A 22,014-nucleotide genomic window follows, 5' to 3' on the forward strand; every position below is an offset into this window, starting at 1 on the left:
CTCCCACCGCGATCCTCAGTAGAGGGGCTGGTCGCCGGCGCCGAAGCAGGTGAAGCCGTACTCGCCGGTCTTCGCCGCCGCGCACGCCAGTGCCGCGTCCGGCGGCTGCCCCGCCGCCAGCAGCTCGTGGAACGCGCTCATCATCGCCCTGGCCGTCTCGTCCCCCACGGGCACCATCCCGGCGATCACACAGGACGCCCCTTTGGCTAGGAACGTCCCGGGCAACCCGAGCGGCGTCCCCTCCATCGGCGTACGCGACATCCCGGAGTTGCAGGCCGACAGCACCACGAGCCCGGCCGAGCGCGTGAGGTCCAGCAGGTCGTACGCCATCAGTGACCCGTCCTCCAGGGTGATCCCCGACACCAGCGGGCTGCGCGCGTGGAACATGCCGTGCGCCGCCAGGTGCACCACGTCGGCAGTCGCCAGCGCCTCCAGCACCGGCGCGACGCGTCCCGGCACCTGCCGAGCGCGGGGATGGCAGCCCAGCACGTGCGCGACCTCGCCCTGCGCGTGGGCCAGCGCGGGCCCGGCCGCGGCCGACACCAGCGGCGAGGCGTCCGGGCGCGGGCCGCGCGACCAGCGGGCCCGCAGCCAGGCGGTCGCCCCGGACGCCACGTTGACCGGCCGCTCACGCAGGCAGGGCAGCGCGGCCCACGGCAGTGTGTGCAGCGCGCCCACCGGCACCACCACCAGCGGCCGGTCACCCAGCTCGGCCGCCAGAGGCAGCAGCACCAGCCGTTCGAGCTCCGTGGCCGCGGCCTCCACGTCGCCGGGGCAGCCATGCCGGCGCAGGGCGTAGCGCAACCGCACGATCGCCTCCTTGACCTGGTGCACGCCGCCCAGCCGGCGCAGCGCCAGGCGTTCGGCGGTCACGACCACGGCCAGCAGCGCGTCCCGGTCGGCCACGTACTCGACCAGGGCGCCGTCCCCCAGCTCGGCGCGGACGAGGCCGGGGTCGGTCAGGGCGCGGGCGTGCGCGGGAGCGGCCACGGCCCGCCACCGCTCGGCCCACTCGAACACCTCCTCGGCGCACCCGTCGCGGACCGCCAGCTCCAGCCCGTAGGCCGCCAGCCGCTCCCCGGCCCTGGCCGCATGGGCGCGCAGCGACGGGTCCTCGAACGCCTCCACCCGCCCGCTCACCTCCGCCAGCCCGTCGCGGACCGCCCGGAAGGCCCCGGCGACGTCCTCCCGCAGCGCCGCCCGCAGGGCGAGCGCGTGCTGGCGCACCTGGACGGGGATCTGCGCCGCCTGCCCGAGCCGCCGCGCCTCCGGCTCGGACGCGAGCGAGGCCGGCCGGCTGCCGGCGGGCGTCCGGCGCTCGCGCACGGCGTCGCGCGTGAGCCGGTCCAGCTGCGCGCGGGCCGTCACCTGGTCGCCGACGGTGAGCGCCGCCTCGGCCGCCGCCAGCCGCAGCGCCGCCGCTCCGGCCCGGTGGGTGAGCCCTGCCTCCTGCTCGTCCGCGCACGCGATCAGCTCGGCGACCAGCTCGGGGGTGACGGGTTCGAGAGCCAGCCGGGCGCGCAGGACGACCTCGGCGGCCAGCGGCAGCCACGACGTCCGCTCCTGGCCGGCCAGCTCGCGGGCGGCCTGCTCGGCCACCTGCCTGGCCCGGTGCGGGTCTCCGGTCAGCAGCTCCACCTGGGCCAGCTTCAGCCGCGCCTCGGCCAGCGCCACGTGGGCGTCCGACGCCTCCAGGTCGGGTACGGCCAGGCTCAGCATGGCCCTGGCCTCGCCCGGCAGGTGCGCGGCGAGCAATGCCCCGGCGAAGTCGGCCCGCATGGTGGCCAGCCGCTCGGGGAAGCCGAGCAGGGTGTCCTCGGCCTCGCGGTAGTGCTTGAACGCCGCCGCCAGGTCGCCCCGGCGGACCGCGAGGAAGGGCAGGTTGGCCGCGGACAGGCGGGCCAGGTGCGCCAGCCCGGCCTGGTGGGCGATGCGCAGGCAGGCGGACAGGTCACGCAGGGCGGCGTCCCAGTCGCCCCGGTAGGAGTGGATGAGCCCGCGGTTGAGCAGCCCGCCCGCCAGGAACCTGCGGTCGTCGATCGTGCCGGGCGCGTCCACGAGGGCGCGCAGCGCGCGGTCGCAGGCGGCGATGGCCTCCTCGTGGCGGCCGAGGTGCCCGAGGGCCACGGCGCGCTGGGTGTCCAGCTTGGCCCGATCCAGCGGGGGCAGGTAGGCCCAGGCCAGGGCGGCCACACGGAGGGCCTGCAGCGGATGGCCGCGCTCGGTGCGTACGGTGACGAGGGACAGCCGGGCCTGCGCGATCCGGTGCGGCGGGGCGCCGCGGGTGCCGATGGCCGCGCGGAGGTGCTGCTCGGCGGCGGCGAGGTCGCCCAGCTCGCGGGAGGCCAGCGCCATCGCCCGCAGGGCCACGGCCACCGCCTCCGCACATCCGGTACGGCGGGCGGCCGCCAGGACGACGCGGGCCGCGCGCAGGGCGTGGTCGGGATCGACCAGCGACCGCGTCATCGCGGCCTCCGCCGCCGTGACGAGCGGAGGGAGGTCGCCTGACGGGGCCTGTTCGTGCCGTGACGCGCTCATGTCGGTCTCGGTCGGAAGACGACCGGGAGAAGGGGCGCGGCCTCCCCGGCCGTACGGCGATGGATCAACGGATCAGGGGCAGGGACGGATGCGTACCCAGGCCGTCTGGATGGGCGCGTGACCGGGCCGGTGGCACACGATGCTGAGCCAGCCGGGCGGCAGCCCGGTGGCGACGAAGTGGCCGGTGTCGCCGATGCGCCGGGTGAGGGTCATGTGCGGTGATCTCACGTCGACGAGCGCCCCCTCTCCCGGGTAGGGGGAGATGTGCCCGGCCACGTCGATGAGCCCGTCGCCCTCGGTCACCTCCAGGTCGAAGGTGAGCCCGGCCGCGACGAAGCGCACCAGATGGGAGCTGTCGTCGTCGCGGACGCTGCGGATCGTGGCGGACTCGGCGTAGGCGGCGGTCACCGCCCGCGGGACCCGGAGCCGATAGGCGTCGCGGGCGGCCGCGGACACCTGGCCGGGGATCGGGTCGTTGCCCGAGCTCAGCCGGAGGGCCGCGAGAAAGTATTCGTCGTTGATCATTGCGCTGTCTCCTGTAGTGAGAGCAGGGTGCGCAGTTTTTCCAGGCAACGGGCCTTGGTCGGGCCGACGCTGCCCGTGGGCAGTCCGAGCCGGGCCGCCACCTGCTGGTTTCCCAGATCGATGGCGACCAGCTGGAGGAGGGAGCGGCAGGGTTCGTGCAGCGCGGAGACCGACTGCCAGAGCGTGCGGCGGCCGTCCGCCTCCAGGACGGCCGCGGCGGGGTCGGGATCGTCGGCGACCTCGAACGACGAGGCGCCCAGCCGTTCCTTGCGCAGCATCAGCAGGGCCTCGCGGCGCACGGTCGTGGCGAGCCAGCCGCCCACCCTCGCCGGATCCCGCAGGTCGTGGAGATGCTGGAGCAGGCGGAGCCAGGCGCCCTGGACGGCGTCCGCCGCGTCCGCCGGGCCCAGGCCGCACGCGCGGGCCACCGCCCACATGCGTGGCCCGAAGCGGTGTTCGAGCTCGTCCCAGGCCGAACTGTCGCCGTCGGCGGCGGCCGTCAGCAGCTCCGCCGGCTCGCGGGGATCACGCATACGGCCTCCTTTCCACCGGCACGGAAAGGCGATCATGCCTCCTCGTGATTGACCGGGGACTGTGCGTAAACTCTACAGACTCGCCGGGAAGAGAACCCCCAGATCGGCAATTTCGCGGGTCTCCCCGGAGTCGAGGACACGCCTGATCCACTCCTTGGCGGGCTCGCGGGCGGCGGCGTCGGCGATGGTCCCGGCGACCAGCGCCGTGGCGAACGACGTGCCGCTCCACGCCGCGTAACCGCCGTACTCGCCGGTGTCCAGGAAGCTGCTGGTCAGCCAGTCGCCCCTGGCGCACGCGTCCACCCAGGTGCCGTACCCGGAGTAGGGCGCCCGGTGCCGTTCGCCGGCGTCCACGGCCGCCACGCCGACCACGAACGGCAGCGCGGCGGGCCAGAACGGCCGGTCGGAGGCGGTGTTGCCGGCGCAGGCCACGGTCACCGTGTTCGTCAGGCCGGCGATGGCGTCCGACAGGAGGGGCGGCGGCCGGTCGTCGAAGGTGTGGCCGCCGAAGGAGAGGTTGAGCACCTGCGGGGGGCGCTCACGCAGGCGGTTGAGGGCGCGCACGATGCTCGCCTCGTCGCCGAGGCCGTCGCTGTCCAGCACCCGGCGCACGCTCAGCGACGCGCCGGGCGCCAGGCGGGTCAGCAGGCCCGCGAGAAACGTGCCGTGTCCCGCCTGCGAGCCCTCGGCGGCGTCCGCGTCCTCGGGGGAGAGGCGGGCGTACCAGTCGCTGCCGGACCACCACGGATGCTTGGCCACGCCGGTGTCCAGCAGGCCCACGACGACGTCGGAGCGGGATCTGGCCCGTCTGTGGCCGATCGGCTCGGTGGGGAAGGGCCGGGACGCGGGGCCGCCGAAGAACAGGGGCTGGCCGCGCAGGACGTGGTTGGGGGAGGCCCGCAGGCCCTGGTCGCGGAGTTCGGCGGTGACCTCGCAGGGGTCGGCGCCGGGAGTCAGATGGACGACGCAGACTCCGTCCGCCTCCGAGACCGCCTGGGTCCAGCGGGACACGGCGGCGAGGGAGGTCCGGTCGGTCAGGACCTGACCTGGGCGGATGTACGCCTCGCCGACAGATTGGATTTCCATGAGCGGGTATCTTTCCGCCGTGGGCGAACTGTCACCCGCCACTCCCGCACCAACTTGGTATGGCCCCCCTCTGGTGTCGGATTGCGACCGACGGTAGTCTCTCCCTAGTCACTTGTGATCATCCCGATACGAGGCCGTTGGGGAAGGCGCACCTCGTACCGAAACGGGAGGTCCGGTGTCTGCTCGTGGCGTCCTTTACGTCCACTCGGCTCAGCCCGCGCTGTGCCCTCACATCGAATGGGCAGTCGCGGGTGTCCTTGGCGTGCCCGTAGACCTGACGTGGACTCCGCAGCCCGCCGCGCCCAACGTCGTGCGCGCACAGGCGGAGTGGGAGGGGCGCGCCGGCATCGCGGCGGCCATCGCCTCCTCCCTCATGGGCTGGCAGCGCCTGAGATTCGAGATCACCGAGGACGCCTCACCGGGCGTCGACGGCTCCCGGCATGCCTACACGCCGACGCTCGGCGCCTTCACGGCGGTCATCGGCGTCGCCGGCGACATCATGATCCCCGAGGACCGGCTCCGCGCCGCGATGATGACGGCGGCGCAGGGGCGGTGCGTGCTGGAGGACGAGCTGGACAAGATGCTCGGCAGACCATGGGACGAGGAGCTTGAGCCGTTCCGGTACGCCGGCGACGGCGCACCGGTCCGCTGGCTGCACGCGGCCGTCTGACCTGGCCTGCCGCCGCTCCACGCCGGGCGTCCCGGTCGAGGCCGCTGCTCCACGCTGGGCGTCCCGGTCGAGGCCGCCGCGCCGCGTGGCACCCGGCCGCCCACTGGACCGTCCCCGACCTCCCGAGTCCGACCGTCCACGCCCGAAAGACCGTGCCCCGACAGCCGAAGGGCCCGCACCTGGTGAACAGGTGCGGGCCCGAGCGGTGTAAGACGTGTTACAGCGGGATGTTCCCGTGGGCGCCCCTGGCGGGGGTGGCCTGGGCGAGGACCTTGGCGATGGCGCCGCGGGTCTCCGCGGGCTTGATCACCTCGTCGATGACCCCCAGCTCCTGCGCCCGCTCCAGGCCGCCGGCGAGCTTGGTGTGCTCCTCGGCCAGGCGCTGCTCCAGTTCGGCCCGCTCGTCCTCGGACGCGGCGGCGAGTTCGCGCCGCTTGAGGATGCGCACCGCGGCCACCGCGCCCATGACCGCCACCTCGGTGGTCGGCCAGGCGAACACCTTGGTCGCGCCGAGGGCGCGGGAGTTCATCGCGATGTACGCCCCGCCGTACGCCTTGCGCGTGACCAGCGTGACCCGCGGCACCGACGCCTCGGCGAAGGCGTGCAGCAGCTTGGCCCCGCGCCGGACCACGCCGTCGTGCTCCTGCCCGACGCCCGGCAGATAACCGGGAACGTCCACCAGGACAACCAACGGCACCCCGAAAGCGTCACACATACGTACGAAGCGGGCAGCTTTCTCGGCGGACGTGGCGTCGAGGCAGCCGCCCAGTCGCATCGGGTTGTTGGCGATGACGCCGACCGTCCGGCCGCCGAGACGGCCGAGCGTGGTCACGATGTTGGGCGCCCACTTGGGGTGCAGCTCAAGACCGGGCTCGTCGAGCAGGCCGTTGACCAGCGGCTTGACGTCGTATGCCCGGCGCGCGGACTCGGGCAGCAGAGTGGAGAAGTCGACCTCCTCCACCTTGCCCGTGCGCACCCGGCCCTGGTGGCCGAGCAGCGTGGCGAGCTGGCGGGCCCGGACGAAGGCGTCGGTCTCGGACTTGGTCACGATGTGCACGACGCCGCTGCGCTTGCTGTGCGGCTCGGGGCCGCCCAGGGAGGCGCTGTCGACGTTCTCGCCGGTGACGCTGCGCACGACGTCGGGACCGGTGACGAAGATGCGGCCGGAGTCGGCCAGGATGACCAGGTCGGTGAGCGCGGGCCCGTAGGCGGCGCCGCCGGCGGCGGGGCCGACGACCACGGAGATCTGCGGCACCACGCCGGACGCCTTGGTCATGGCGGCGAAGACGCGGCCGACCGCGTGCAGCGACTCGACGCCCTCGGGGATGCGCGCGCCGCCGGAGTGCCAGATGCCGATGACCGGCACCCGCTCGCGGACCGCCACGTCGTAGGCGTGCACGATGTGCTCGCAGCCCTCGCTGCCCATCGCGCCGCCCTGGAAGCGGGCGTCGCTGCAGAAGACGACGACGGGAACGCCCTCGACCCGGCCCATGGCGGCCATGACGCCGCTCTTGTCCTCAGGAGTGATCAGCCGCAGCGAGCCCTCGTCGAGGAGCGCCGTCATGCGGACGACTGGATGCCGGGGATCGAGGGGCTCCTGTTCGGAGCCGTCGCTCACCACCCGATTGTCGAGCACGGTCATTCATGCCCCCTTAAACACGACGGCCACGTTGTGCCCGCCGAATCCGAACGAGTTGTTGACCGCGGCGATATCGCCCGCCGGCAGCGTGCGGTTCGCGCCGTAGACGAGGTCCACGTCGATGCCGTCGTCGAGGTTGTCGATGTTGATCGTGCGCGGGACGATCCGCTCCTGCAGAGCCTTGATCGTGAAGACGGACTCGATGCCGCCCGCGCCGCCGAGCAGGTGGCCGGTCATGGACTTGGTCGAGGTGACCAGCGGGTGGTTGCCGATGGCCTTGGCCACCGCCTGCACCTCGCCGACGTCACCGGCGGGAGTCGAGGTGGCGTGCGCGTTGACGTGCTTGACGTCGAGCCCGGTGATGTCGGCGTCGGTGAGCGCCTGCGTCATCGCCATGATCTGGCCCCGGCCCTCGGGCTCGGGCTGGGTGATGTGGTGGGCGTCGGCGGAGTAGCCGATGCCCGAGCAGTAGGCGTAGACGCGCGCGCCGCGCGCCCTGGCGTGCTCTTCCGACTCCAGGACCACGATGCCGGCGCCCTCGCCGAGGACGAAGCCGTCGCGGTCGCGGTCCCACGGGCGTGAGGCGCCCTGCGGGTCGTCGTTGCGCTGCGACATGGCCCGCGCGGCGGCGAAGGCCGCCATGTTGAGGCCGTGGATGGCGGCCTCGGTGCCGCCGGCGACGACGACGTCGGCGCGACCGGCCCTGATCATGTCCATCGCGTAGCCGATGGCCTCGGCGCCGGACGCGCACGCCGACACCGTGGCGTGCACACCCGCCTGGGCGCCCAGGTCGAGACCGATCCAGGCGGCCGGGCCGTTGGGCATGAGCATCGGCACGGTGAAGGGCGAGAGCCGGTTCCAGCCGCGCTCGCGATAGGTGTCGTACGCCGTGAGCGTCGTCGAGATGCCGCCGATGCCGCTGGAGACCACGACGCCCAGCCGCTCCGGCGCCACCTCGGGGGCGCCGGCGTCCTGCCAGGCCTCCCTGGAGGCGACCAGGGCGAACTGTTCGCTGCGGTCGAGCCGGCGGGCCTCGGGCCGGGGCAACACCCCGGCCGGATCGACCGCGGCCGTCCCCGCGAACTTCACGGGGACGGTGTCGATCCAGTCCGTGGTGAGGGTCTCGACACCCGACTGACCGGCTAGGAGCGCCGTCCAGGTCGAGGTGACGTCTCCACCGACGGGCGTCGTCGCGCCAAGCCCGGTGACGACGACACGTACCCGGTTCGCACTCACGTTTTCGCGCTCCTTGCTAGATGGTCAGTTGTGGTGGACGGGACCCGCGTCGCTCAGTTCTGGATGTAGGTGAGGACGTCCTTGACCGTCTTCAGGTTCTTGAGCTGGTCGTCGGGGATCTCGACGCCGAACTCGTCCTGGGCGGCCACGGCGATCTCGACCATGGACAGGGAGTCGATGTCGAGGTCGTCCACGAAGTTCTTCTCGGGGGTCACCTCGGAGGCCGGAATGCCCGTGATCTCGTTGATGATCTTGCCGAGGCCCTCGAGGATGTCCTGCTCGGTGGCAGCCATGTCGCTAGTTCTCCTTTGGTTTTCTGGGTTCTGCGCGGACGGCGCCGCGCAAGCATGAAGAAGCGAGCGGATTCTAGGGAATCTCGATCACTTGACCGGCGTAGGTCAGACCCGCGCCGAAACCGAGCACCAGTGCCAGGTCACCCGAGCGAACCTCGCCACGCTCCAGCATGCGCGAGAGCGCCAGCGGGATGGAGGCGGCCGAGGTGTTGCCCGCGGTGACGATGTCACGGGCGATGACGGCCTTGTCGGCGCCCAGTTTACGGGCGATGGACTCGATGATGCGCAGGTTGGCCTGGTGCGGCACGAAGGCGGCCAGCTCGGCCGGGTCGACGCCCGCCCTGGAGCAGGCTTCGAGCGCCACCGGGTGCAGCGCGGTGGTCGCCCACCGGAAGACCGTCTGGCCCTCCTGGTAGAGGTGGTCGTTGCGGTCCTTGATGCTGATCGCGTCGGCCTTGTCACCGGAACTGCCCCAGACCACGGGGCCGATGCCGGGCGTATCGGACGGGCCGACCACGGCGGCTCCGGCGCCGTCGGCGAAGATCACCGCGGTCGACCTGTCGGTCCAGTCGATCCACTGCGACAGCTTCTCCGCGCCGATGACCAGCGCGTTTCTGGCCGCTCCCGCGCGCACGGCCGCGTTGGCGGTGCCGAGGGCGTAGCAGAACCCGGCGCAGGCCGCGTTGACGTCGAACGCGCCGGGGGAGTTGATGCCCATGCGGTGCGCCACGACGGCGGCGGCGTTGGGGATCTGCGTCTCGAGCGTGCAGGTGGCCACGATGACCAGGTCGATGTCGTCGGGGGACAGGCCGCTGGCGGCCAGCGCCTTGCCTCCGGCGATGGCGGCCATGTCCTCGACCGACTCGCCGTCGGGGGCGATCCGGCGCTCCTTGATGCCGACCCGTGACTGGATCCACTCGTCGTTGGTGTCGATGGTCTTGGCCAGGTCGTCGTTGGTGACCACGTTGGCGGGCTGGTAGTGGCCGAGGGCCAGCACCTTGCTGCCGGGGGCGATGTCGGGCATCTTCACTTGATCAGCTCCCTGGCCGCGTCGAGGTCGTCTGGGGTCTTCAGCGCCACGGTCTGGACCCCGCGCAGACCGCGCCTGGCCAGACCGGTCAGCGTGCCGCCGGGCAGCAGCTCGATCATCCTCGTGACGCCGAGCCCGGCCATGGTCTCCATGCAGGCGTCCCACCGGACGGGGCTGCTGACCTGCTTGACCAGCCGCTGGACGAAGTCGGCGCCGGCGGCGACCGCCTGCCCGTCGGCATTGGACAGCAGCGTGATCGCCGGGTCGGCGGGCACGACGCCGGCGGCGGCCTCGCGCAGGCTCTCCACGGCCGGAGCCATGTGGGAGGTGTGGAAGGCGCCCGCGACGGACAGCGGGATGAGGCGGGCGCGGGCGGGCGGTTCTTCCTTGAACGCCGCCAGCTGCTCCAGCGTGCCGCCCGCCACGATCTGACCGGCGCCGTTGATGTTGGCGGGGGTCAGGCCGTGCTTGTCCAGGGCGGCCAGCACCTCTTCCTCGACGCCGCCGAGCACGGCGGTCATCCCGGTCTCGGTGACGGCGGCGGCCTTGGCCATGGCCTGGGCGCGGTCGCGGACCAGGCCGAGCGCCTGCTCCGGCGTGATCACACCGGCCAGGGCGGCGGCGGCGAACTCGCCGACGCTGTGGCCGGCCAGCACGTCGGGGGCCGCGCCGAGGGCCTCCGCGGAGGCCAGCGCGGCGGCCACGAGCAGGGGCTGCGCGACGGCGGTGTCGCGGATCTCGTCGGCGTCGGCCGTGGTGCCGTAGGAGACCAGATCGAGCCCGACGACCTCCGACCAGGCGCCGAGTCTGTCGGCCAGACCGGGCAGCTCAAGCCAGGGTGTCAGGAAGCCCGGTGTTTGGGCACCTTGGCCCGGGGCGACGAGTACAAGCACAAAATCCACCTTGCCCTGTAGAACTCCGACACGCGGATGGAGATCCGTACGAACTTTGTCCGGGGTGATTTGTAGGAACCCTACAGTGGGGATTTCGGCGGCATTACGTTAGAGCACGCCAGGTTACGGCACTTTCCGAGAGCCGGCCCAGGATGAGGCCCACCTGCAGGGTGAAGGCGGACCTGCCCTCGGTCGGCTGGTAGCCGGTCAGCTCGGTGATCTTCTTGAGCCGGTAGCGCACGGTGTTGGGGTGCACGAACAACAGCCGCGCCGTCGCCTCCAGCGAGGTGCCCTGCTCCAGGTACGTGGCCAGCGTGTCGAGCAGCGGCGTGCCCGCCAGCGGCAGGTAGACGTTCTCGATGAGCTGCTCCCTGGCGTCGAGGTCGCCGTCGAGCGCCCGTTCGGCCAGCAGGTCCTCGGCGTGCACCGGCCTGGGCGCGTCCGGCCAGCCGCAGGACGCCTTGAGCCCGGCGAGCGCGGCCCTGGCCGACCTGGCGGCGGCGTGCAGGTCGGGCACCTCGGGACCGATCACGATCGGCCCGACGCCGAAGCGGGCCACGACCTGCCTGGCCGCGTCGTTGACGCTGCCGGCGCCGCCGACGATCACGATCAGCCGGTCGGCCTGCACCCCCGCCAGCAGGTCCATGCCGATACGGCGGCCCTTCTCGCGCAGCCCGTCGATGACCGCGCGAGGGTCGTCGTCGGGGGCGTGGCCGGCGATGACGACCACGGGGGAGGAGGTCCAGCCGAGCGCGGCGGCCCAGGAGTGCAGCCCGTCGTCCACCTCGCCGCGGACGAGGGCGTCCACGATCAGCGCCTCCAGCCGGGCGTCCCACGAGCCTCTGGCCTCGGCCTCGCGGGCGTAGACGTGGGCGGCGGCGAAGGCCACGTCACGCGTGTAGCGCAACATGGCCTGCTGCAGCTGCTCCTCGCCGCCGGGGGCGGCCAGCTCGTGAGCCTGCGCCTCGACCACCTCGACGACGACCCTGACGATGTCCACGGTTTGCTGCAGCGAGATCGACCGCTTGAGCTCACGCGGCGCGGTGCCGAAGAACTCGATGCTGGGGGTGTCCTTGCCCGCCTGCTGGAACCACTCGACGAACGCGGCGATCCCGGCCTGCGCCACGAGCCCCACCCACGACCGGTCCTCGGCGCTGAGGGCGCGGAACCACGGCAGCTGCTCGTCCATGCGGGCCATTGCCGCCGTGCCGAGCGAGCCCATGGCCCGCTCGAGCCTGCGCGTGGTGTCCTCCCTGGTCCGGTCTGTCACGCCCTCTAGAGTGCCAGGTCCCTCAGGCTGACCGGAACGGCGGTTATCGCCGGTCTGGATCAGGGCTAGATCACGGCCACGGCGGTGATCAGGCCGATCGCGACATGGGTCACCGCCAGCAGCCGGGCGCCCGGCTGCAGCTCACGCTCCTGGACCAGATCGCGTACGGAGATGCCGACGACCCGGTCGAACAGCAGCATCGCCACCGTCTGGACGACGATGCCGACCAGGCCGAACACCGCGGTGCCCGCCAGGCCCTCGGCCAGCCGGCCGCCCGAGGCCCAGATGGAGGCGGCCACGATCAGGCCCACGGCGGCCAGGGCGGAGGTGGCCAGCAGGGTGGCGTTGGGGTTGCGCTCGGTGCGGATGACCTCGCTCAGCTTGCCGGGCGTCGCCCAGTCGATCACGTAGAAGCCGACGATCATCAGGATCACGCCGACGGCGGCGTAGGCGGCGATGGCTCCCGCGCCGCGGGCGAGGGTTTCGAGAAGGGTCACGTCGGGTTCCAATCACGGGAGGTGAGCATGGGGGTGGACGTCAGTCGGCGATGCGATGGGGGACGAAGGAGGAGGTGTCGTCGGTGATGAGCCCGGTGGTCTCCCTGATGCCGAGCCCGGCGGACTCGTCGGCGACCACCCAGGCGCCGAGCACCGGCCGCTGCCCCTCGAACACGGGCAGGGCCTCGAACCCCTGGAACACGTAGCCCTCCTGACCGTAGGAGCCGGGCGTCTGGTGCGTCGAGTCCGGAGTGACGATGCGCATCGAGGCGCCCTCCCTGCCGAGCAGCGGCTTGGCGATGTAGGAGGTCAGCTCGCGCGGACCGTTGAGGTAGGCGGGCAGCAGGTTGGGATGACCCGGGTTGCGCTCCCACAGGATCGCCAGCAGCGCCTTGTTGGACAGCAGCGTCTTCCAGAGGGGCTCGATCCAGGTGGAGTGGCGTACGGCGTGGCGGCCGAAGTCGTCGTCCAGCATCCACTCCCACGGATAGAGCTTGAACACCGAGCGGATCATCTGCCCGCCGAGGTCGGCGAAGCGGCGGTTGAGCGAGTCCCAGCCGATGTCCTCCATGGCGATGGCCATCGTCGGCAGGCCGGCCTGCTCGGCGGTCTCCTGGAGGTAGGCGACCGTCATGGCCTCCTCGCCCGTCTCGTCCATGTTGGTGAAGGCGAAATAGGTCGGGCCGGACGGCAGGGACAGCGCGCGCCAGCGGTCGACGAGGCGTTCGTGCACCGAGTTCCACTGGTCGCCGCCGGGGAAGACGTCCTGCAGCCAGAACCACTGCACGACGGACGACTCCACCAGCGCCGTCGGCGTGTCGGCGTTGTACTCCAGCAGCTTGGCCGGGCCCGTGCCGTCGTAGCGCAGGTCGAAGCGGGCGTAGACGTGGGGGTCGCGGCGCTCCCACGAGCGCGTCACGTCCTCCCACACCCATTCGGGCAGGGCGAAGTCGGCGAAGCGCCCGGTGGAGACGACGTGCTCGACGGTGTCGAGACACATGCGGTGGAGCTCCTCGACCTGCTCCTCCAGCGACTCGACCTCCTCCATCGAGAAGACGTAGTGCACGGACTCGTCCCAGTAGGGCCGGCTCAGCCCGGCGGGATGGGCGGCCCGGTGGTAGGCCAGGCCCTGGCCCTCGATCGTCTTCTCCCAGTCGTCCCTGGCCGGGTGGTGCTCGCGGCGCACGTCAGCTCCCGCTGCTCGTGCGGCTGCCGAACCCGCCGCGCTGGATGGACTTGCCCGTGCGGCTGCTGATGTTGACGTCGGACGGGCGGAAGGTGGTGCCGCGGTGGACGCGGTTGCCGATCCTCGTGCCGCCGTAGTACCAGACGTACGCGCCGCGGGAGTGGCCACCGCCGTAGTAGCGATGGGAGTCGTCGTCGCAGTAGTCGTCGTCGACGACCTGGTAGCTGCCGGACGGGGGCGCGGAGGTGGTGGCGGTCGGCGTGGGGGTGCCGGTCGGGGATTCGGTCGGGGATCCGGTGGCGGTCAGGGCGGGGGTCGGCGTGGGAGTGGGGGTCGTGGTCGTGGAGAAGTCGTCGTCTACGAGCATGACGCAGTCCGCGGTGACCTCGTCGTCGTCGGACTCGGAGATCGCCCAGATGCCGACCAGCGTCAGGGAGAGGACGCCGAGCACGGCCAGCGGAACGGCCTTGGACGATTTACGCGGGGACGCCTCTTCGCGGGGCGGTGGTGCCATCTAGCTCCTGCTTTCGTCGGCCGAACAGCCTATCGGGGGCTCTCGTACGCGTTCAATCCGTACTGCCTGCCTGTTGTCATCGGTTTGGGTAAGAATCAGCGCATGGATCCGGTTGATGCCCTGCGCGAGATCGCCTTCCTGCTGGAGCGCGCCGGAGAGCCCGGTTATCGCGTGCGTGCCTTCCGCCGGGCCGCGGCGGTCGTCGCCGACCTGCCTGAGGACGAGCTCGGGCGGCTGGCCCGCACGGGCGGGCTCGGCGACCTCCCGGGCATCGGCAAGGTCACCGCACTGGTGGTCAACGAAGCTCTCGCCGGTGAGGTTCCAACGTATTTGCGGCGTATGCGGGCCACCTCCGGGGTGGAGCTGGACGAGGAGACGGCGGCGCTGCGTACCGCGCTCAAGGGCGACCTGCACAGCCACTCCGACTGGTCCGACGGAGGCTCGCCGATCGAGGAGATGGCCGAGGCGGCGATGGCGCTCGGGCACGAGTACTGGGCGCTGACCGACCATTCGCCGCGCCTGACCGTGGCCAGGGGCCTGCCGGCCGAGCGGTTGGAACGGCAGCTCGACGTGGTGGCCAAACTGAACGAACGGCTGGCGCCGTTCCGGATCCTCACCGGGATCGAGGTGGACGTCAACCTGGACGGCTCGCTGGACCAGCGGCCCGACCTGCTGGAACGGCTCGACGTGGTGGTGGCCAGCGTGCACTCCAAGCTGCGGATGGGCGGCGAGGAGATGACCAGGCGGATGGTCACCGCCGTGGCGAACCCCCTGGTCGACGTGCTGGGGCACTGCACCGGGCGGGTCGTGCAGGCCGGGGGGAAGCGGGGCACGAAGCGGCCTGAGTCGGAGTTCGAGGCGGAGCTGGTCTTCGAGGCGTGCCGGCGGTTCGGGGTCGCGGTCGAGATCAACTCCAGGCCGGACCGGCTGGACCCGCCCAAGCGGCTGATGCGGCTGGCGTACGAGATGGGGTGCGTGTTCGCGATCGACTCCGACGCGCACGCGCCCGGGCAGCTCGACTGGCAGCGGTACGGGTGCGAGCGGGCCGCCCGGTGCGGCATCGAGGCGGACCGGATCGTCAACACCTGGCCGCTCGACCGGCTGGTCAGGTGGACGGGGAAGGGCGAGGCGGGCTGACCGGCCAGGCTCCTGTTCGCGTGGAAAAATGGGCCGTCGTTGCGCTGAGGGAAAGGCGGGGCGGATCGCGCGCTCCAGAAAGCGGCTCTGAGCGCTCGCCGGAGCGTGAGATCCCTGTGGCCACGGGGTTACGGGGCTGTTCCCGGGGTGCCGGGCGGCCCGCGATTGTCGGTGGCGCCGCGTAGCGTCTCGGCTGTGAACCGTACCGACCGGCTCTACGCGCTCGTCGAGGACCTGCGCGCCATCGCGCCCCGCCACCGCTCCGCCCGCGAGCTCGCCGCGCGGTTCGAGGTGAGCGTGCGCACGATCGAGCGCGACATCACCGCGTTGCAGGAGTCGGGCGTGCCCATCTACGCCGAGCCGGGGCGCAAGGGCGGATACGCGATCGACAAGAAGATGTCGCTTCCGCCGCTCAACTTCAGCCCGGCCGAGGCGGTGGCCATCGCGGTGGCGCTCAGCCGGGCCGGCGACCAGCCGTTCGGCCGGCAGGCGCGCAGCGCGTTACGCAAGGTGGTGGCCGCGATGCCGGGCCCCGAGGGAGATCTGGCCAGAGAGCTGGCCCGGCGGGTGCAACTGGTCAAGCTGGTGCCCGAGCAGGGCGCCGACCAGATCAGGCCGCTGGGCGGCGAGGGCATCTCGCGCGCCATCGAGGAGGCGCTGCTGCGCCGCCGGGTGCTCAGGCTCGACTACGCCGACGCCAAGGGCGCGCTGACCTCGCGCGACGTGGAGCCGGGGGTGTTCCTGGGCGGCCGGGGCGGGTTCTGGTATCTCGTGGCGTGGTGCCGGCTGCGCGACGACGTCCGCGTCTTCCGGCTCGATCGCATCGCCGCCGCCACCGTCACCGCCGAACGCTGCCCCGACCGGCCGCTCGAAGGCTTCGCCGCCGAGGTGCCCGAGATGGTCGTGCACGGCACGATGCTCGATTAAAGATTCGAAAACACCGACATAGGGTTGTCGCCAACGCGTTAGATCGTTGACTTGTTCGAGAAATGAGGAGACGACGATGGACCATACGGTGCTCGACGACGGAGCCGGCACCGGCCGCCCGGCCGACTTGCCACGCGGCGGCATCGGAGTCTTCTGCCGCAGGTGAACGACCTGTCTCGCCGGCCGGGAACTGGCGCCTTCCCCGCGAACACCCCGGCAGGCGAGAGGGCCGCGTCCGGGATCACGTCCCGGAGGTGGCTCACCCGCGCCCTGGACACGCCGCCGATCGCCGAGCGGCGGCGCGTCCAGGGCCTCACCGGATCGCGCCGGCGCGAGCCGACTATCTGGGCCGGATCGCGCCGGCGATCTGGGCCGGCGATGTGGAGGCGGTGATCTGGGGCAGTGACGTGATGCGCGTGATTCAGGGCGGCGTGGAGCGAGGGTGCGGTCAGAGGGCGGCCGCGGACAGCCAGCGCTCCAGGAGCTCGCGGTCCCCGTACACGGTGAGGGCGTCGGGGGAGCGGCGGCCGTAGAGCAGGAGCAGCAGGTCGCGCACCGGCCCCCGGACGGCGGTGTCACCCTTGGCGTGCCCGCGCGCCCACTCGATCTTCCCGGCGGGACCCTGCGTGATGGTCCACTCGCCGTCCACGTCGTCGGCATGGAGGTGGATCGTGGCCCCCTCCAGGCCGGTCCCGGCCAGTCGCCGGGTGACCCACGCGGCGTACGACAGGTTGTGCAGGAGTTCCTCGACGCCGTCGACCGCGGTTCCCGCCGGGATCTCCGGGTCGATGCCGAGCGCGAGCTCGGCGTCGGCCCGGTGCACCACCAGCTCGAAGAACATCCGGCGCGGCCACCACGACGCCCGCTGCTCCGGCCCCCACGACCACACCTCGGTGGCCGGGTCGGTGCTCTCCAGCGTCCTCAGCAACTCGGCGGCGCCGACCGTGAGCCAGGCCGCGTCGCCGCTGGCGCCCTCGGCCAGCCCGCTGGGCACCTGCCGCGACCAGATGCGCTCCCGCACCTGGTCACGCAGCACGTGCGTGGCCCAGCGATGCAGCTGCCCGACGTGCGTGACCAGCTCGGCGAGCGTCCATCCCGGGCACGTGGGCACCGGGACGGACAGGTCGCCGGCCAGGGACGCGAGGCGCTCGGTCTCCGACTGGATCTGTGCTCTGTAGTCCGTCACCCGGCCAAGACTAGGCCGCCGGGCAGCTCGTGCCCTTGCTCGGGACCTTGCCGTCGATCAGGAACGAGTCCACCAGCCCCTGGATGCACTTGCTGCCCGACAGGTACGCCCCGTGCCCCTCGCCCTCGTACGTGACCAGCGTCGCGGTCTTGAGCTGGGCCGTCAGCTTCGGCGCCCACTCGTACGGCGTGGCCGGGTCGCCCTTGCCGCCCACGACCAGGATCGGCGCGGACCCGGTGGCGTCGACGTGCCTGGCCTCGTCGCTGCCCTTGGCCGGCCAGACCCGGCACAGCCCGCCCGAGCCCTCGCTGCCGAACAGCGGCGAGATCTTCAGCGCGGCCGCCTCGGTGCGCCGCAGCGCGGCCGGGTCGGGGCGCTCGGCGGAGTCCACGCAGGTGATGGCAGGGAAGCTGGTCATCTGCGTGGAGTAGGTGCCGTCCTGGGCGCGCCCGGTGTAGGAGTCGGCCAGGTACATCAGGGCCTCGCCCCGGCCCTGCAGCGCCTCACTGAGCGCCTGCTCCAGGAACGGCCAGGTCAGCTCGGAGTAGAGCGCGGCGGCCACGCCGGTCGCGGCCAGGCCCTGGGTGAGCTCGCGGCCGTTGACCTGCAGCGGCTTGGTGGTGAGCTGGTTCATCAGCCTGCCGACGTTCGCGTCCGCGGCGGCCTGGTCCTTGCCGAGGTCGCAGGTGTTCTTGACGCAGGAGCGCAGGAAGCTCTCGTACGCCTTCTGGAACCCGCGCGTCTGCGCGATCGTGCGCTGCTCGAACGTCACCGTGGGGTCGAGCGGCGCGTCGAGCACCATGCGGCCCACGTTCTTGGGGAACTGGGTGGCGTAGACGCCGCCGAGCTGGGTGCCGTACGACATGCCGACGTAGTTGAGCTTGGGCTCGCCCAGGGCGGCGCGGATGCGGTCCATGTCGCGCGAGGCGTTCGCGGTGCCGATGTAGGGCAGGATCTTGCCGGACTCGCGCTGGCAGAGGTCGGCGAACTGCTTGTTGGCCGCCTCCAGAGCCTTGTGCGTGGTCTCGTTCGGCGGCAGTGTGTCGAGCGAGGTGAAGCGGTCCATCTCGGCGCCGTCGCCGCAGCGCACGCCGGAGCTGCGCTCGACGCCGCGCGGGTCGAAGCTGACCAGGTCGTAGCGGGCGCGCAGCACGGTGAGGGCCTTGGCGGCCTGGTCCAGCGTGTCGACGCCGGAGGCGCCCGGACCGCCGAAGTTGAACACCACCGAGCCCAGCTTCTTCTCCTTGCCGGTGGCCGGCAGCTTGATGAGCGCCAGGTCGATCTTCTCGCCGTCGGGCTTGGCGTAGTCGAGGGGGACCGCGAGCTTGCCGCACCGTACGGAGGCGTCCTGCTTGGCCGGCGGCTCGCCGTCCGGGCGCTGGATGTCGGTACAGGGCCCCCAGCTGATCTTGCTGGGATCCGCCGTGGAGTCGGTGGCGGGCTCGGCCGGTGCGGTGGAGCAGCCGGCGGCCGCCAGAAGCAGGGTGGCGGCTATGACGCGACGCATGACGAACTTCCCCTCACAAGTCTTCAGGGGGAAGTAGTGCCCACAATACGTGACCCCGCACCATATAGGGGTGAGGCGGCACGTACCCCTCCTGAACGTGCCGCCTCACAGGCCCAACGGCGCGGACGGCCGAATATGACGGCGCTCCCGCGAAGAAATTCGCGGGAGCGCCGTCGGCGGACGACTCAGATCCCCATCGACTGGGTGTCGTTGCTCTCGGCGCCGCCCGCCTCGGTGACGCCGTTCTTGAGGTGGTAGCGGGCGATGGCCTCGCGCAGCACCTCGCCGTCGAGCTCGCCCCGCTTGACCAGGCTGGTCAGCACGGCCAGCGTGATCGAGGCCGCGTCCACGTGGAAGTGGCGGCGCAGCGCCGAACGCGTGTCGGACAGACCGAAACCGTCGGTGCCCAGCGAGGACCAGTCACCCGGCACCCACTGCGCGATCTGGTCCTGGACCGCCTTCATGTAGTCGCTGACGCCCACGAACGGGCCCCGCGCCCCGGACAGCACCTCGGTCACGTAGGGCACGCGCCGCTCGGCGTCGGGGTTGAGCAGGTTGTACTCCTCCGCCGCCAGGGCGTCGCGGCGCAGCTCCGACCACGACGTCGCCGACCAGACGTCGGCCGAGACGCCCCAGTCTTCCGCCAGCAGCCGCTGCGCCTCCATGGCCCACGGGCCCGCCACGCCGGAGGACAGGATGTTGGCCTTCGGGCCCTGCGTCTCGGGGCCGTCGGCGAACTTGTACAGGCCCTTGAGCAGGCCCTGCACATCGATGTCCGCTGGCTGGGCCGGCTGCAGGTAGGGCTCGTTGTAGACGGTCAGGTAGTAGAAGACGTCCTCGGGCCGGTCGCCGTACATCCGGCGCAGACCGTCCTTGACGATATGGGCGACCTCGAAGGCCCAGGACGGGTCGTAGGAGACCGCCGCCGGGTTGGTCGAGGCGATGAGCGGCGTGTGACCGTCCTCGTGCTGCAGGCCCTCGCCGTTGAGCGTGGTGCGGCCCGCGGTGGCGCCCAGCAGGAAGCCGCGCCCCATCTGGTCGCCCATCTGCCACATCTGGTCGCCGGTGCGCTGCCACCCGAACATCGAGTAGAAGATGTAGATCGGGATCATGTGCTCGCCGTGCGTGGCGTAGGAGGTGCCGGCCGCGATCGTCGAGGCCATCGAGCCCGACTCGCTGATGCCCTCGTGCAGGATCTGCCCCTGCGTGGCCTCCTTGTACGACAGCAGCAGCTCCCTGTCGACGGCCTCGTACGTCTGCCCGTGGGGCGAGTAGATCTTGGCCGTCGGGAACATGGCGTCGAGACCGAACGTGCGCGCCTCGTCGGGGATGATCGGCACGAACCGGTGGCCGATCTCCTTGTCGCGCATGAGGTCCTTCAGCAGCCGGACGAACGCCATGGTGGTGGCGACCTGCTGCTTGCCCGAGCCCTTGCTGAAGGTGCCGTAGACCTCGTCGCCGGGCAGTTTGACCGGCTTGGCGCGAAGGACACGCTTGGGCAGCACGCCGCCGAGAGCGGCGCGGCGCTCCTTCATGTACTGGATCTCGGGGTCGTTCTCGCCCGGGTGGAAGTACGGCGGCAGGTCGCCTTCGAGCGCCGAGTCCGGGATCGGCAGGTAGAGCCGGTCGCGGAACTCCTTGAGCTCGGCCTTGGTCAGCTTCTTCATCTGGTGCGTGGCGTTGCGCGCCTCGAAGTCCTTGCCCAGCGTCCAGCCCTTGATGGTCTGGGCGAGGATCACCGTCGGCTGGCCGACGTGCTCGCGGGCCGCCTTGAAGGCCGCGTAGACCTTGCGGTAGTCGTGGCCGCCGCGCGACAGCTTGCGGATGTCGTCGTCGGTGAGGTGCTCGACCATCTTGCGCAGGCGTGGGTCGCCGCCGAAGAAGTTGTCGCGGATGTAGCCGCCGGACTCGACCGAGTAGGTCTGGAACTGGCCGTCGGGCGTCGTGTTCATCTGGTTGACGAGCACGCCGTCGACGTCGGCCGCGAGCAGCGGGTCCCAGTCGCGGCCCCACACGACCTTGATCACGTTCCAGCCGGCGCCGCGGAAGTACGACTCCAGCTCCTGGATGATCTTGCCGTTGCCGCGTACCGGGCCGTCCAGCCGCTGCAGGTTGCAGTTGATCACGAACGTCAGGTTGTCGAGCTCCTCGCGGGCGGCCAGGCCGATCGCGCCGAGCGACTCGGGCTCGTCCATCTCGCCGTCGCCGAGGAAGGCCCACACGTGGCTGCGGCTCGTGTCCTTGATCTGCCGGTTGAGCAGATAACGGTTGAACCGCGCCTGGTAGATCGCGCCAATGGGGCCCAGGCCCATGGAGACCGTCGGGAACTCCCAGAAGTCGGGCATGAGCCGCGGGTGCGGGTAGGAGGGCAGGCCGTGGAAGCCCTGCGACAGCTCCTGCCGGAACGCGTCGAGCTGGGCCTCGTTGAGCCGGCCCTCCAGGAAGGCGCGCGCGTAGATGCCCGGGGCCGCGTGGCCCTGGAAGAAGACCTGGTCGCCCGACTCGCCGTGGTCCTTGCCGCGGAAGAAGTGGTTGAAGCCCACCTCGTAGAGCGAGGCGGCCGAGGCGTAGGTCGCGATGTGGCCGCCGACGTTGGTGCGGGCGTTGGCCCGGGACACCATGATGGCCGCGTTCCAGCGGATGTAGGCGCGGATGCGGCGTTCGACGTGCTCGTCACCGGGGAACCAGGGCTCGCGCTCCGGCGGGATCGTGTTGATGTAGTCGGTGCTGCGCAGGCCCGGCACGCCGACCTGGTGCTCGCGGGCCCGCTCCAGCATGCGCAGCATGAGGTAGCGGGCTCTGGTGCGGCCCTCGGTCTTGACGACGTTGTCGAGAGACTCGAGCCACTCGTTGGTCTCGCTGGGGTCGACATCAGGCAGCTGGCTGGGTAGGCCGTCGCTGATGATCGAGAATCGCTGGCGTCCGGAAGCCACTGGGTCTCGCCTTCCGAGATGGACTGATGTCTGGTCTGGGTCGTCTTCCATCCTGGTCGCTAGCCGTAGAAAACGCATCTCTACTAGCCGGTAACCAGAGTGTCCCTGCTGGCAGGGGGCGTACCGATGGCCTAGACCACCGATGGTAGGACGAATCGCCACCAAAGGTTACATCGCGGGAGCAATTTAACAAGACGGGAAAACGAACGAAATTTCGCTCATATCCGCATGCCGTCCGAGATGTATCCTCCGTAGCCTTGATCTCCGCGCGGACGATGGTTCTCACCCGCGGCGGGCGAGTCTAGCCGCCCTGTCCCGCGCCCAGGCTGCGCGGGCCTGTCGGGCCTGGTCGAACGGGCCCTGGACTCCGCTGTGGAGCGTGGTTTCCTGCCTGCCACGCCGACGCCGGCCGGG

At 71.5% G+C, this 22,014-nt stretch carries 19 protein-coding genes; 3 read left to right on the forward strand and 16 right to left on the reverse strand.

The features are described 5' to 3' along the window. Positions 1-15 precede the first annotated feature (15 nt). The 4 genes from OIE67_RS06685 to OIE67_RS06700 form a co-directional block, all read right to left on the reverse strand. On the reverse strand, positions 16-2,466 hold the full coding sequence (locus tag OIE67_RS06685) for a CHAT domain-containing protein (RefSeq protein WP_326637669.1): 2,451 nt from the start codon (positions 2,464-2,466) through the stop codon (positions 16-18). Positions 2,467-2,610: 144 nt separating this feature from the next. Beyond that, positions 2,611-3,063, reverse strand: coding sequence for a hypothetical protein (locus OIE67_RS06690; RefSeq protein WP_106233852.1), 453 nt, complete (start codon positions 3,061-3,063; stop codon positions 2,611-2,613). Then, the gene (locus tag OIE67_RS06695; protein WP_326637672.1) at positions 3,060-3,596 is read right to left on the reverse strand and encodes an RNA polymerase sigma factor; all 537 of its coding nucleotides are present in this window, start codon (positions 3,594-3,596) and stop codon (positions 3,060-3,062) included. Before OIE67_RS06695 ends, OIE67_RS06690 begins: the two co-directional genes overlap by 4 nt. A 72-nt stretch (positions 3,597-3,668) precedes the next feature. Beyond that, the gene (locus OIE67_RS06700; protein ID WP_326637674.1) at positions 3,669-4,682 is read right to left on the reverse strand and encodes a S8 family peptidase; all 1,014 of its coding nucleotides are present in this window, start codon (positions 4,680-4,682) and stop codon (positions 3,669-3,671) included. A gap of 175 nt (positions 4,683-4,857) precedes the next feature. On the opposite strand from OIE67_RS06700, the gene OIE67_RS06705 reads away from it, so the two are divergent. Continuing rightward, positions 4,858-5,352 (forward strand): DUF3145 domain-containing protein, encoded by a 495-nt coding sequence (locus OIE67_RS06705; RefSeq protein ID WP_106233856.1) that lies wholly within the window; start codon positions 4,858-4,860, stop codon positions 5,350-5,352. Positions 5,353-5,569: 217 nt separating this feature from the next. On the opposite strand, the gene OIE67_RS06710 is transcribed toward OIE67_RS06705, so the two are convergent. The 9 genes from OIE67_RS06710 to OIE67_RS06750 all read right to left on the reverse strand — a co-directional run bounded on the left by OIE67_RS06710 (position 5,570) and on the right by OIE67_RS06750 (position 13,910). Then, the gene (locus tag OIE67_RS06710; protein WP_326637677.1) at positions 5,570-6,994 is read right to left on the reverse strand and encodes an acyl-CoA carboxylase subunit beta; all 1,425 of its coding nucleotides are present in this window, start codon (positions 6,992-6,994) and stop codon (positions 5,570-5,572) included. Then, positions 6,995-8,227, reverse strand: a complete 1,233-nt coding sequence (fabF, locus tag OIE67_RS06715) for a beta-ketoacyl-ACP synthase II (protein WP_106233860.1) — start codon at positions 8,225-8,227, stop codon at positions 6,995-6,997. Positions 8,228-8,280: 53 nt separating this feature from the next. Next, the gene (locus OIE67_RS06720; RefSeq protein ID WP_106233862.1) at positions 8,281-8,520 is read right to left on the reverse strand and encodes an acyl carrier protein; all 240 of its coding nucleotides are present in this window, start codon (positions 8,518-8,520) and stop codon (positions 8,281-8,283) included. A gap of 73 nt (positions 8,521-8,593) precedes the next feature. Next, entirely contained in the window at positions 8,594-9,544 is a 951-nt protein-coding gene (locus tag OIE67_RS06725; protein WP_326645240.1) for a beta-ketoacyl-ACP synthase III, read from the reverse strand. A 2-nt stretch (positions 9,545-9,546) separates the two neighbouring features. Continuing rightward, positions 9,547-10,443: an ACP S-malonyltransferase gene (locus OIE67_RS06730; RefSeq protein ID WP_326637680.1), complete on the reverse strand. Its 897-nt coding sequence runs from the start codon at positions 10,441-10,443 to the stop codon at positions 9,547-9,549. A 103-nt stretch (positions 10,444-10,546) separates the two neighbouring features. Further along, positions 10,547-11,665: a PucR family transcriptional regulator gene (locus tag OIE67_RS06735; RefSeq protein ID WP_181306948.1), complete on the reverse strand. Its 1,119-nt coding sequence runs from the start codon at positions 11,663-11,665 to the stop codon at positions 10,547-10,549. A 113-nt stretch (positions 11,666-11,778) separates the two neighbouring features. Further along, on the reverse strand, positions 11,779-12,210 hold the full coding sequence (locus tag OIE67_RS06740; RefSeq protein ID WP_106233868.1) for a DUF350 domain-containing protein: 432 nt from the start codon (positions 12,208-12,210) through the stop codon (positions 11,779-11,781). A 40-nt stretch (positions 12,211-12,250) separates the two neighbouring features. Further along, the gene (locus tag OIE67_RS06745; RefSeq protein WP_326637683.1) at positions 12,251-13,396 is read right to left on the reverse strand and encodes a glutathionylspermidine synthase family protein; all 1,146 of its coding nucleotides are present in this window, start codon (positions 13,394-13,396) and stop codon (positions 12,251-12,253) included. 1 nt (position 13,397) lies between these two features. Further along, positions 13,398-13,910 carry a hypothetical protein gene (locus OIE67_RS06750; RefSeq protein WP_326637685.1) on the reverse strand — a complete coding sequence of 171 codons (513 nt, stop codon included), beginning with the start codon at positions 13,908-13,910 and terminating at the stop codon, positions 13,398-13,400. Positions 13,911-14,012: 102 nt separating this feature from the next. On the opposite strand from OIE67_RS06750, the gene OIE67_RS06755 reads away from it, so the two are divergent. After that, entirely contained in the window at positions 14,013-15,047 is a 1,035-nt protein-coding gene (locus OIE67_RS06755) for a PHP domain-containing protein (RefSeq protein ID WP_326637687.1), read from the forward strand. Positions 15,048-15,242: 195 nt separating this feature from the next. Beyond that, positions 15,243-15,974, forward strand: a complete 732-nt coding sequence (locus OIE67_RS06760) for a helix-turn-helix transcriptional regulator (protein ID WP_106233871.1) — start codon at positions 15,243-15,245, stop codon at positions 15,972-15,974. A 448-nt stretch (positions 15,975-16,422) separates the two neighbouring features. Here OIE67_RS06760 and OIE67_RS06765 read toward each other — a convergent pair whose 3' ends face one another. The 3 genes from OIE67_RS06765 to aceE form a co-directional block, all read right to left on the reverse strand. Beyond that, positions 16,423-17,160 (reverse strand): maleylpyruvate isomerase family mycothiol-dependent enzyme, encoded by a 738-nt coding sequence (locus OIE67_RS06765; protein ID WP_326637690.1) that lies wholly within the window; start codon positions 17,158-17,160, stop codon positions 16,423-16,425. Positions 17,161-17,170: 10 nt separating this feature from the next. Further along, positions 17,171-18,667 carry an alpha/beta hydrolase gene (locus tag OIE67_RS06770; RefSeq protein WP_106233875.1) on the reverse strand — a complete coding sequence of 499 codons (1,497 nt, stop codon included), beginning with the start codon at positions 18,665-18,667 and terminating at the stop codon, positions 17,171-17,173. A 185-nt stretch (positions 18,668-18,852) separates the two neighbouring features. Continuing rightward, positions 18,853-21,600: a pyruvate dehydrogenase (acetyl-transferring), homodimeric type gene (aceE, locus tag OIE67_RS06775; RefSeq protein WP_106233876.1), complete on the reverse strand. Its 2,748-nt coding sequence runs from the start codon at positions 21,598-21,600 to the stop codon at positions 18,853-18,855. Between the last annotated feature and the right edge of the window lie 414 nt (positions 21,601-22,014).

The sequence above is a fragment of the Nonomuraea fuscirosea genome, from assembly GCF_035917475.1.
Classification (GTDB): Bacteria; Actinomycetota; Actinomycetes; order Streptosporangiales; family Streptosporangiaceae; genus Nonomuraea; species Nonomuraea fuscirosea.

Coding starts and splice junctions, on each gene's coding strand:
- OIE67_RS06685 (WP_326637669.1), bottom strand. CDS start 2,466: ATGACGCGGTCGCTGGTCGATCCCGACCACGCCCTGCGCGCGGCCCGC.
- OIE67_RS06690 (WP_106233852.1), bottom strand. CDS start 3,063: ATGATCAACGACGAATACTTTCTCGCGGCCCTCCGGCTGAGCTCGGGC.
- OIE67_RS06695 (WP_326637672.1), bottom strand. CDS start 3,596: ATGCGTGATCCCCGCGAGCCGGCGGAGCTGCTGACGGCCGCCGCCGAC.
- OIE67_RS06700 (WP_326637674.1), bottom strand. CDS start 4,682: ATGGAAATCCAATCTGTCGGCGAGGCGTACATCCGCCCAGGTCAGGTC.
- OIE67_RS06710 (WP_326637677.1), bottom strand. CDS start 6,994: ATGACCGTGCTCGACAATCGGGTGGTGAGCGACGGCTCCGAACAGGAG.
- OIE67_RS06720 (WP_106233862.1), bottom strand. CDS start 8,520: ATGGCTGCCACCGAGCAGGACATCCTCGAGGGCCTCGGCAAGATCATC.
- OIE67_RS06725 (WP_326645240.1), bottom strand. CDS start 9,544: ATGCCCGACATCGCCCCCGGCAGCAAGGTGCTGGCCCTCGGCCACTAC.
- OIE67_RS06735 (WP_181306948.1), bottom strand. CDS start 11,665: ATGGGCTCGCTCGGCACGGCGGCAATGGCCCGCATGGACGAGCAGCTG.
- OIE67_RS06750 (WP_326637685.1), bottom strand. CDS start 13,910: ATGGCACCACCGCCCCGCGAAGAGGCGTCCCCGCGTAAATCGTCCAAG.
- OIE67_RS06755 (WP_326637687.1), top strand. CDS start 14,013: ATGGATCCGGTTGATGCCCTGCGCGAGATCGCCTTCCTGCTGGAGCGC.
- OIE67_RS06770 (WP_106233875.1), bottom strand. CDS start 18,667: ATGCGTCGCGTCATAGCCGCCACCCTGCTTCTGGCGGCCGCCGGCTGC.